Annotated in this window: 9 protein-coding genes; 6 read left to right on the forward strand and 3 right to left on the reverse strand. The window is 48.8% G+C overall.

What is annotated here, in order from left to right:
• The 6 genes from JX312_RS03345 to JX312_RS03370 all read left to right on the forward strand — a co-directional run.
• On the forward strand, nt 1-452 hold a 452-nt coding region (locus tag JX312_RS03345; protein ID WP_204457072.1), incomplete at its 5' end, for a calycin-like domain-containing protein.
• Between the two features lie 5 nt (nt 453-457).
• Nucleotides 458-2602, forward strand: coding sequence for a TonB-dependent receptor (locus JX312_RS03350; RefSeq protein ID WP_204457073.1), 2145 nt, complete (start codon nt 458-460; stop codon nt 2600-2602).
• A 20-nt stretch (nt 2603-2622) separates the two neighbouring features.
• Nucleotides 2623-6882 (forward strand): cobaltochelatase subunit CobN, encoded by a 4260-nt coding sequence (locus tag JX312_RS03355; RefSeq protein ID WP_204457076.1) that lies wholly within the window; start codon nt 2623-2625, stop codon nt 6880-6882.
• Nucleotides 6883-6884: 2 nt separating this feature from the next.
• Entirely contained in the window at nt 6885-7577 is a 693-nt protein-coding gene (locus tag JX312_RS03360) for a hypothetical protein (protein WP_123403690.1), read from the forward strand.
• Nucleotides 7578-7587: 10 nt separating this feature from the next.
• Nucleotides 7588-8196: a MotA/TolQ/ExbB proton channel family protein gene (locus JX312_RS03365; protein WP_123403691.1), complete on the forward strand. Its 609-nt coding sequence runs from the start codon at nt 7588-7590 to the stop codon at nt 8194-8196.
• On the forward strand, nt 8193-8522 hold the full coding sequence (locus JX312_RS03370) for a DUF2149 domain-containing protein (RefSeq protein WP_123403693.1): 330 nt from the start codon (nt 8193-8195) through the stop codon (nt 8520-8522). The genes JX312_RS03365 and JX312_RS03370 overlap by 4 nt, the downstream gene beginning before the upstream one ends.
• Here JX312_RS03370 and ispG read toward each other — a convergent pair.
• The 3 genes from ispG to JX312_RS03385 all read right to left on the reverse strand — a co-directional run bounded on the left by ispG (nt 8503) and on the right by JX312_RS03385 (nt 11917).
• Nucleotides 8503-10137 (reverse strand): (E)-4-hydroxy-3-methylbut-2-enyl-diphosphate synthase, encoded by a 1635-nt coding sequence (ispG, locus tag JX312_RS03375; RefSeq protein ID WP_204457074.1) that lies wholly within the window; start codon nt 10135-10137, stop codon nt 8503-8505. The two genes, JX312_RS03370 and ispG, sit on opposite strands and share 20 nt — an antisense overlap.
• 64 nt (nt 10138-10201) lie before the next feature.
• The gene (locus tag JX312_RS03380) at nt 10202-10981 is read right to left on the reverse strand and encodes a phosphatase PAP2 family protein (RefSeq protein ID WP_204457075.1); all 780 of its coding nucleotides are present in this window, start codon (nt 10979-10981) and stop codon (nt 10202-10204) included.
• A 3-nt stretch (nt 10982-10984) separates the two neighbouring features.
• Entirely contained in the window at nt 10985-11917 is a 933-nt protein-coding gene (locus JX312_RS03385; protein WP_239653790.1) for an RluA family pseudouridine synthase, read from the reverse strand.
• Nucleotides 11918-12031: the final 114 nt, after the last annotated feature.

The raw sequence follows: 12031 nt of genomic DNA on the forward strand, positions 1-12031 counted from the left end.
TAACAATGATGCTTTGCATCGGTCTTTCAACGGGTTTCACATCGTGTTCCGACAATGAAGAGGATCAGCCGGCGGCACCTGCCGCAAAAAGTGTCGAAGGAGCATATCTCGGTGACATGACATGCTCTGTAATGGGTTCGGAATCGACATTCGAGGACATGACATTCACTCTTGCAGCTACAGACGACGCCACTGTGTCCCTGACTATGTCTTCGTTCGGAGAGCCGCCGATGCAGGTGCCCGAAATCACAATCCCCGACATAAAGGTATCCGGAGAGAACGGCACATACACTCTCGCCACAACGAATTTCGACACCGAGTCAAACGGCAAAAAGATATCAGGAGTAGTTCAGGGAACTTTCGCCGACAACACCCTCGACGTGAAAATCAATCTTCAATACGGCAACATGCCTATGCCGCTTATCTGTTCTTTCACAGCTACTAAGAAATAAACAGGATGTCGCGGAAACTTGCAAGTACAATCATCGCGCTCTGCGCGTCGTTTCTTTCAGTCAATGCCCTTGCCGACACCTTCGCCGGCAAGGTGCTTGACGGAGAGGGTGCTCCGCTTATCGGTGCGGTGGTTCGCATTCCGGACATGAAAGAAACTGCCGTGACCGATGGAGACGGTTGTTTCAGATTCATACTGAAGACAAGCAAACCGGTAAAGGCATCAGTCTCTTATGTAGGTTTCATAACCGACACCTATATACTGAAACCTGCAGGCATCGGCAACCCGCAGATCATACGAATGTCTCCAGACGAGACAGCTCTCGGCGAAGTGGTTGTCACGGCTACCCGCACACCTAAAACGCTCAAGGACGCCCCCGTTGTCACAAGGCTTATATCTGCGGAAGATATTGCCAGGACTGACGCCACCAATATCCAGGATCTCCTTACAGAAGAGATTCCGGGACTGGAATTCGGATTTGCCATGAGCCAGGAGACATCTCTGAATATGAGCGGTTTCGGAGGGAATGCAATCCTTTTTCTCGTTGATGGCGAACGACTCGCAGGCGAGACGATGGACAACGTGGACTATAACCGTCTGAACCTTGACAATGTCGGGCAGGTGGAGATTGTGAAAGGCGCGTCATCGGCTCTTTACGGCGCCAATGCCGTAGGTGGCGTGATTAACCTCATCTCAAAGGAAGACAAACGCCCCTGGCATGTTAATATCAATTCACGCTACCGTTCGGCTGGAAACGAATGGCGCACGGGAGGTTCTGTAAGCTTCAATGCGGGAAAAGTATACTCCAACACATCTGTGCAGCATTCGACTGTGGAGACTGTAAGACTCACGGATGCTTTCGATACGGAATCAAAAATCCATGAAGTCTTCGGGGGAAGTACGGTCAATGTGAAGGAACGGCTGACATTCAGGGCAACCGACAACCTCCGTTTTATCGCAAGAGGGGGATATTTCTTCCGCACAAGCAATCGGGCGAACTATACAGACCATTACCACGACTATTCCGGAGGTCTGAGGTCGGTATGGGATATAGATGATTCCCGGAACCTTGAGATTTCATACAGTTACGACCAGTATGACAAGGCAAGATTCATATCCGGCAACCGCACTGACGACCACGACTACAGCAACCGGCAGCATATCATCCATGCTCTCTATTATCATTTCTGGGGAAACAACGCCATTACCGCCGGAGCCGACTTCATGCATGATTATCTGACAACATATCAGTTTACAGAAGGAGGCAACCACTCACAGAACACGATAGATGCCTTCGTGCAGTTCGATTATTCTCCGGTTTCATGGTTTAATGTAATCGCAAGTGTCCGCGAGGATTATTTCTCCGAATCAAGGAGCAACGCCTTGACTGCGAGAGTAGCAACCATGTTCAAGCTGAAAGCGTTTTCGATACGCGCCTCATATTCCGGAGGATTCCGGGCACCCACGTTAAAGGAAATGTACATGGACTTTGACATGGCGGGAATACAGATGATATATGGCAACCCTGACCTGAAACCGGAAAGAAGCCATAATTTCAACATCGCTCTGGAACGTACGGGGCATATACGTGGCACCCATCTGGGAGGATCATACAGTTTCACTGCAAACGGCTATTACAACTACTACAACAGCCGCATAACCACGACGGATTTTCCCGGAGACGCATTCCGCGAGGAGGGAGCCATCTATTGTAATGAAAAGGGTGTGAAAGTCGCCGGACTCGACATCAATGCAAGATATCGCTCGCTTATGGGACTCGGACTCTCGGCAAGCTATAATTATCTGCATGTGGGCGGAAACTCCATAGACTCGCAGTTCTCCCAGCCTCGGCCGCATTCCGCGACATGGAGAATAGATTTTGAAAAACGGCTATGCAGTGTCTATAAATTCTATGCCTCCCTGTCCGGGCGTTATCTGGCAAAACCCGTGAGCAGACATGATACGGATGAAGCATATTCGCTCTGGAAATTCACTTTCCAGCAACAGGTCTGGAAAGGGATAAACATAAATTTCATCATAGACAATCTATTGAACTACAAACCGGATATTTATTATTGGAATTCCGCGCCGACAACAGGACGGACATACTCCATAGGCTTGTCTATGGATATCGACGACTTTTTTAAGTAAGCTGTTAAAATATGACACACATCAGAAAAAAGATTATTTTACTCGGCATTGGTTGCGCCTTGACAATAGGCGCAACCGTCCTGCTATGGAAAAACTTTGCCTCGACAACACGCATTGCCTGCGTAAACTTTCAGGCAATCACGCTGGGACAGATGGCAAAAGCCAACGACAATTCATTCATAAAACTTGAAGAACTTGACGTTGACAGGCTCGACAAGGCATCTGATTACGACATGATACTTCTCAACGGAATGGGACTGAGAATAACAGATGAACAACGTAACAAGCTGACTGATGCCGCAGATAAAGGAACTCCCGTATATAGTTTTGCGGTGACAAACCCTCAGAACATTATCCTTTCGACAGACTCTATTGATGCCGAGTTTCTGAAACAATATATGACGGGGGGCAGAAGCAATTACCGCAATATGTTGAAATACATACGGAAATTCATCGATGGCAAAAAACTGTTTGCCGACACACCCGGAGACCCCGTGCTCACGTCTTCTTCCCTTATGTATTATCCGTCGGAGGAAGATGACCTGCAGTTTCCATCTGTCAACGCATTCGAAAAATTTCTGAAAGAGAAAGGGAAATGGAATCCTGATGCCCCGAAGATAATACTGACCGGACAGATGGGCGTTCCTGAAGAACTGGTTGCAGAACTCGAGAAACGTGGCAATACAGTCTATCCTGTAAACGTTATTCAACGTTTCATAGCCGGCGGGCATGCCGATTCCATAAAGATAAACGCCATCATAAACATGGCTCACGGACGAATGGGGGATCAGGTTGTCAGATATCTTGAGACCCGAAACATTCCTTTGTTCTCTCCTCTCAATGTCAACAGAGATTATCATGAATGGGCAGATGACAAAATGGGCATGAGCGGTGGATTCATGTCTCAGAGTGTGGTGACTCCCGAAATTGACGGTGCCATACGACCCTATTCACTTTTCGCTCATTACGAGGGGAAGGACGGTCTCCCTTATGTGGCTGCGATTCCGGACCGCCTGCAGGATTTCTCTTCTACTGTCAGCAACTATCTCTCCCTGCAGTCCCGTCCGAACAAAGAGAAGAGAATCGCAATCTTTTATTTCAAGGGACCCGGACAAAATTCACTTGTCGCGGAAGGAATGGAAGTGGCTCCCTCTCTGTTCAATGTGCTGCAGCGACTCCGGGAGGAAGGATATGATGTCGGAGCACTCCCCTCTTCCCCTGAAGCGCTTGAACGCATGATAAACGAAAACGGCAAAGTCTTCAACAGTTATGCCTTGGGGGCAATGGAAGATTTTGTAAATAAAACCAATCCCGAGATAATTGATGTGAAAGACTACGACCGATGGTGTGCAATGGCTTTCTCAAAAAAGATGAGAAAAGAGATTGACACCGTTGACGGTGAGTTTCCGGGACATGGGCTGAACGATGGGAAAGGGAATCTCGCGCTGGCAAGACTCAGATTCGGCAATGTCGTGCTGATTCCGCAGACCGCCGCAGGTCTGGGCGATGATGATTTCAAGATTGTGCACGGCACTGACGCCGCTCCTCCGCACAATTATGTCGCCGCATACCTTTGGGCAAAATATGGTTTCAAGGCTGACGCTCTTGTTCACTTCGGCGCACACGGCTCCCTTGAGTTCACTCCGCGCAAGCAGGTGGCGCTCGGAAGCAACGATTGGCCCGACAGACTCGTAGGCGACATGCCACATTTCTATATCTACTCCACCTCGAACGTCGGAGAAGCCATGATGGCAAAACGCAGAAGCTACGCCGGAATCATAAATTACCTCACACCCCCTTTCATGGAAAGCAACGTAAGAGGAATTTATAAAAATCTTGCCGATGCCATAAATGAATACAACAAAACGCGCGCATTGGAAAACCCGGACCCGAAAGCGGTGTCGGAAGCTTCCCGTCTGGTAAAAAAACACACTGTCAAGCTGGGCATTCACCGTGAACTGCGGCTCGACAGCATACTGGGCAAGGGTTATTCAGCCGATGAAATAGCAAGAATCGAGAACTTCGCCGAAGAACTCGCCAATGAGAAAATCACAGGCGCGTCATATGTGATGGGTATGCCGTATTCTCCGGAACATATTCTGTCTACGGTCACGGCGATGACAGTAGAGCCACTTGCGTTCAGTCTGCACAAACTAAAGGGAGGCAATCTCAAAAAACATCGTACCGATGCGAAGTCACTGATTACTTCACTTATAAAGAGCGGTAATGAATGTACGGATGCCGACTTGTGCCGGCTCAGCGGTCTGACACAGGAATTGCTTGACAGTGCGAGAAAGACACTGGCGACAATCGAAGGTTCCAAAGACATGTTCTCAAGAATGATGGTGATGGGTTCAATGATGCCGTCAGGAGGAGGGATACCCTTGAAAGTGGCGGAACGCAAGGCACCTGGACGCAGACACGCCATGATTCCGGGCATGTCGCCGGAGAAAGCCCTTGAAATGGCACGTAAGATGGGGGCAGATGAAGCTGCCATAAAAAAGATGGAGGCTGCAATGAAACGCAATCAACCGAAAGGGAGGGCAATGCAGAAAGGGAACCATCACAAAATGCAGGGAAACGGTATTTCACCCGAAGAGACAGAATTTGCTCTGGCAGTGAACGAGATTGAAAGAGCCTTGAAAAACGCAGGCATCTGCCAAAAGGCTCTCCGCAACAGCCCCGAAGCTGAAATGGTCTCGCTTCTGAATGCTCTTGACGGAGGATACATATCCCCGACATCCGGAGGCGATCCGGTATTGAATCCCAATGTATTGCCCACAGGACGCAACATGTTTGCAGTAAATGCCGAAGAGACCCCTTCCGCGATAGCATGGGAGAAAGGGAAATCGCTCGCCGACAACACCATAATCCTTTACCGCAAGGCTCACAACGACTCTTTGCCGCGAAAAGTAAGCTACACGCTATGGAGCAGCGAATTTATAGAGACCGAGGGCGCTACAATTGCTCAGATTCTTTATATGCTTGGAGTGGAACCGGTAAGAGACGCATTCGGCAGAGTGACAGATCTTGCGCTTATTCCTTCCGAAAAATTAGGTCGTCCACGAATAGATGTGGTGGTTCAGACTTCAGGTCAGCTTCGGGACCTTGCCGCTTCCCGGCTCTTCCTTATCAGCAGAGCGGTCAGAATGGCAGCAGAAGCCAACGACAGCAAATTTCCGAATTATGTAGCAGAGGGTGTTGTGGAATCTGAAAAACACCTCGTTGACAAAGGCGTTTCACCCAAGGAGGCAAGAAAGCTGTCGACATCACGTGTCTTCGGAGGTGTCAACGGCAACTACGGAAGCGGAATCCAGGCGATGGTGGAAGCCGGCGACAGATGGGAGAACTCATCCGAAATCGCCGACACCTATATTCAGAACATGGGTGCCTCATACGATAGCGAAGAGGAATGGGAGCAACTCCGCGACTATGCTTTCGAAGCCGCGCTCACAAGAACAGATGTTGTGGTGCAGCCCCGTCAGAGCAACACATGGGGAGCTCTCAGCCTTGACCATGTATATGAATTTATGGGCGGCATGAATCTGGCTGTGAGAAATGTCACCGGGAAAGAGCCGGAAGCATATCTCAGCGATTACCGCAACCGCAACAACGTCCGTATGCAGGAAGTAAAGGAGGCTATCGGAGTGGAAAGCCGAACCACAATACTCAATCCTTCATATATAAAGGAAAAGATGAAAGGTGGTGCCGGCGATGCCTCGGCAATGGCGGATGTCATCCGCAACACATATGGTTGGAACGTTATGAAACCCGATGTGATTGACGATGAACTCTGGAACGACATCTATGACACATATGTGAGAGATAAAAACGGACTGGGAATGGAAAAATATTTTTCCGAAACCAATCCGGCTGCCCTGCAGGAAATGACGGCTGTAATGCTGGAAACCATCCGCAAAGGGATGTGGGACGCATCAGACGAACAGACGAAGACACTTGCCGACCTACATGCCCGCATGGTTGAGAAACATGGAGCCGCATGCTCCGGATTCGTATGCGACAACAGCAGGTTGCGCGACTTCATCAAATCAAATATCCCGAAGGAATCGGCTGCGGCATACGATGCATCGGTGGCATCGGTCAGGGCGGAGAACATACAAGACGGCAACAACGGTCAGGTCATGAAACGAGAGGAACTGAACAAGACCGAATCCACGACCAACCGAATAAACGGTCTTACCGTGGCTCTGTCTGTTGCCGCTGCACTCATAATAATGGTGGCGGTGATCAGACGTCGCCGTAAAAATGCGGGGGAATAACGATGGAAACAGTCGTATTGATCATACTTCTTCTGGTGAGCCTCAGTTTTATACTGAAGCTCACCTTCCATCGCCCCGCCGGGGTTGCTGTTCTCAGCCTCTTGACAATGGCTTTCACTGTATTCATGACAGAATCCGCAAGCAGCCAGTCAAAGACAAGAATCGCAGACTGGCTGTCGCAACCTGAGCTGATGCTCGACACTTCGGTGGTTCTCACAATAGATGTCGCCTTCCAGATATGTTTCTGCATTCTCATGGCTTCAAGACTTTCAGGCACTCTTCGCGGGCTTCAATCCATTCTGCTCGAAATAACCTTGTGGATTCCCGGTCTCCTTCTGTTTCCGACCCTGTATTCGATGCTTGTGGCGATAATATTCTCGATGCCGGGTGCGGACTTCGATACCATTGGATGGATTTCCGGAGCTGCGATGATGACGGCAACTCCGTTTCTTGCCTACGGACTGAAATTTATCCTTCCCGAAACCGATCTGAGGCTTGAGCTGATATTTTTAATAAACCTGCTCATCGCCACTCTGGGAATAGTCGCCACAGTCAACGGCAGAACAGCTGCCACCGGCACAAACAATGTGGAATGGCAGGCGCTCGCTGCCATATTTGCCATTATCATTTCAGGACTCTGCGCTGGATGGATATATTTCAGGGTCAGAAACTCAAAAAAAATCAATAATATATAATTTCGACAAAATGAACACAATATCAAACATCCTCTATTGGATTTCAACAGGGCTGCTGGTTCCTGTTATCGTGCTGCTGATATTTTTCTTTATCAGGGCAATCATTCTTATCGGAGTTTTCTTCGGACAGTATATGGGGCACAAAAAAACCGTCTCTTATCTGTATCCTCTGATAAAAAGTCTGACACCGGGCGATAATGACGCTATTGAAAAGTGCCACGCCACGAAAGAGAAATCCGTTGTCGCGTCTTATGCGAAACGGATAATCGAGAACAAAGGCAACCGCCCTAAAATCGAATTGCTCCTGTCAGAATATGAACTTGACGCCGACAAAGAAATCGCCACATCAAAAGTGCTTGCCAAGATGGGACCGATACTCGGTCTCATGGGAACACTCATACCAATGGGTCCCGCGCTTGTCGGACTCGCTTCGGGCGACATAGCCTCCATGGCATACAACATGCAGGTGGCGTTCGCAACAACAGTTGTCGGACTCGTTGTCAGCGCAGTAGGTTTCGTCACACAGCAGATGAAGGAACGGTGGGCAGTGGCAAACACTACAATTCTGGAATATCTTTCAGATGTTATCGAACAAACCTCTAACAGCAATGCGGCATGAGAAGACGACGTTCATTACTTCGCAAGGGTGAGGATTCTGATCCGATGAGTGTGGTCAGCAATCTTTTTGATGTCGCCATGGTCTTTGCCGTAGCACTTATGGTCGCGCTCGTAAGCAGATACAACATGACGGAAATGTTTTCGCAGGAAGATTTCACAATGGTGAAAAATCCCGGCAAAGACAATATGGAAATCATCACCAAAGAGGGTGAGAAAATCAACAGATATACCCCTTCGGAAGATTCAGACCCCTCCTCCGGCAAAGGGAAACGTGTCGGTGTTGCCTATGAGCTCGAGAACGGCGACATCATCTACGTTCCGGAATGACCATATCCGGTCGGTCGGAACGAATCAGGTCTATCAGTGCCGGAAGAGCTTCCTCCGCCGGAATATTTTTCTTGATCAGGTCCTTGCCACGGTAAATACTTACCCTGCCGGGACCTGCTCCGACATATCCGTAATCGGCATCCGCCATCTCACCGGGACCGTTAACTATACACCCCATGACTCCGATCTTGAGTCCCTTCATTTCCCGTGTCGCCTCTTTTACCTCCTTCAATGTCTTCTGCAGATCGAAAAGCGTGCGTCCGCAACTCGGACAGGCGATATATTCCGTCTTCGACATACGCAGACGCGTAGCCTGCAGAATGCCCAATTCAAGATCGGCAAGCACGGCATCGTCAAAGTTGGAATCAACAACCTCTATGCCGCTTGCATATCCGTTGAGAAGCAGAAAACCGAAATCAGCTCCCGCTTTCACGCGCAAGACATCAATATCCTTGTCGTCATATTCAAGGCTGACGACTATCGGGTTGGTATAACCGGCGGCGACAAACCTGTCGATATATGACATTATCTCGGCAGGTGCGTTTATATGACGGGATTTTATTACAAGAGGTCCTGAAAATTCCGGATTTTTCACAGGCATAGAGGCATCCGCGAGAAAGAATATGTCATCGGGACTGTCGGCATGCATCGAAACAATCCTGTCTTCAAAACCTTTGACCTTACGCAGCCGGTCGCGGGATGCTCCCGGAAGGACATTCGAAGGTTCCTGAATGTGCGGATGCCCCTCTCTTGAAGCTATATGGTCACGCAACGTTATCGCAACTGGTATCTCATTCTTGGGAGGCTCGCTCAATGACACGCGGATTGTGTCGCCGATACCCTCGGCAAGCAACGCCCCTATGCCGACTGCGCTTTTGATTCTGCCGTCTTCCGCGTCTCCGGCTTCTGTAACTCCAAGATGCAAGGGGTAGGTCATCCCGTTCTCCGCCATCCGCTTCACGAGCAGTCTTACGGTTTCCACCATCACGGAGGTGTTGGAAGCTTTGACGGAAATAACGACATCGCTGAAATCCACCTTGTTGCATACGTCAAGAAACTCCATGACCGATTCCACCATACCTGCCGGAGTGTCGCCATAACGGCTCATTATACGGTCTGACAATGAACCGTGATTGACTCCCAGTCGCACTGCCGTTCCGTTCTCTTTACAGAGTCTGAGGAAAGGCACAAGAGTTTCTTCAATCTTGCCGATTTCCGAAGCATATTCCTCATCTGTAAATTCGAGTTTTCGGAATGTGCGTGCCGCATCAACGAAATTTCCGGGGTTGATTCTTACCTTATCTGCCGTAGACGCTGCCTCGAAAGCGGCTTTGGGATTGAAATGGACATCTGCTGAAACTGGAAACGAATACCCTTTTTTTCTTATAAGCTCCCTAATTTCCCCCAAAGATAATGCCTCCCGCACTCCTTGTGTGGTGAAACGCACGAGCTCACCGCCCGCCTCGGCAATCCTTATCGCCTGTTCGGCACTATCCTCCACGGCATTTGTATCTGTATTTGCCATGGACTGTATGACCACACGGTTTGAGCCGCCGATTCCTATGCAACCGACTTTTACCTCATGGGTATCGCGTCTTTGATAATTGTACAGCATATGTATATTATAGCAATCTCTTTATGATTTTTAAGCTGCCTGATTCAGCAGCTTCTCCCAAGATTTATAACAATGTCATCAGAATGACCGAAAGAAAACCGACAGCATAACCGGCAATAACCTGCCATGCGGTGTGACGACCTAACCACACCCGTGCCGTACCAAGGATTCCGGAAAGTCCTATGGCAATAAGCAGCCATAGAAATGCGCCATCCTGCGGAAGTCCGTCGCGTATTATACGTATCAGCAATGCAACAACTCCGGCAACTCCGGCAGCATGTGCTGAAATCTTCCATCTGAAATTTATCAGCAGGTTTATCGCTCCGGCCACGGCGCCTCCTCCGAAAAACATCACAAGCCACATAGGCGCGCCTTTATACCACATGAACACCCCCGCTGCGGCAAGACACAATATCGAGATTATATACGGAATAACCCGCTCCTTGCGCCCGTTAAGCCCGACATCCGTTACAAGTCCCATGCGTTTTAACAGCAGGACAAGCAATGCCGGCACTGCCACCGTGAATGCCAGGGTGACAAGCGTAAACACAAGTTTCACCGAATATGGTGTGAAATCCAGAATCGACAGATTGAATGCAAGCAAAACGCCGTATACAGGCATAAGCAACGGAACGAGTGCCCAGGAAAGGAATGTTGCCGAGCCATCGGCGAAACGTTCACTCGCCGAAGGAAGGGAACTGACCTCCGGTTCATTTTTTTTCTCTTCTTTATTGTCTTTCTCTTCCGTACGGTCGTTTTGGGGATCAACCGTCATTTCTTCCTTTTCATCAACTTCCTCTTCAAGGAGCGATTCGGGATAATATGATGATGTGTCAAGTTTCATTGTCTATTTCATTTGGCGACGTATTGCCGCAGCGAATTTTGGAGGTATCGGAGTTTCGAAATTCATATCCTTCCGCGTGACAGGATGTGCGAAACGAAGTGTCCTGGCATGCAATGCAAGACGATGGATAGGACTTTTGGTCGCTCCGTATTTCTTGTCTCCGGCAATCGGATGTCCGAGTTGTTTAGCATGCACCCGGATCTGATTCTTACGCCCTGTGTCAAGTGAGAACTGTGCGAGAGTGAATCCGTTTCCCCTGCCTACTACCTCATAATGGGTCACAGCAATACGGCCCTCATCCGGATTGTCTGTGGCGTATACCACAAACTGCGAGTTTTCGGCAAGACGGCTTTTCACAAATCCTTTGTCCTGTTCGAGATTTCCCTCAAGAACCGCGACATACAGACGTTCAAGAATAATATTGTTCCAGTTGTGGCGAAGCACATTCTGAGCCTCCTCAGACTTGGCGAACATCATGAGTCCGGAAGTATCACGGTCGAGGCGATGCACTATGAAAAGCTTGTTACGGGGATTGACACCTTTTACATAGTTACGTAGAATCTCGTAGGCATTATCCTCTTTTTTATGGCTCAATGTGGGAACTGACAGAAGTCCGTACCCTTTGTTGATCACGAGCACATCATCATCTTCATAAACAATCTCTATCCGGTGGTGATGAAACTCAGGAAAAGGTCGGGTGGAATTGAACTCTACGACAGCACCTGGCTTAACCTCTGCGTCAAACGCCTTGGTCACGGTTCCGTTCAGCTTAAGATGACCGTATTTCATCCATTTCTTTATATCGCCACGCTTTGAATCCGGACGCATATTGATCAGGAACTCCATAAGAGGCAATGAAGAGTCCCCTCGGTTTTCCCATGCAAAAATTCGGTCTTCCTTAAATCCACGCTTGTTTCTGTCTCCGTATGATGCCATCAAATTAATTTTTAACAACCACTTATTTATTAACAATAAAGTACCGTTTTTTATCATCGGCACCGACCTGTTGTGTCAGATCCTATATGAAGTGATTTAGAATGTGTTTAATTC

This window comes from Barnesiella sp. CU968 (assembly GCF_905219685.1).
Lineage (GTDB): Bacteria > Bacteroidota > Bacteroidia > Bacteroidales > Muribaculaceae > Lepagella > Lepagella muris_A.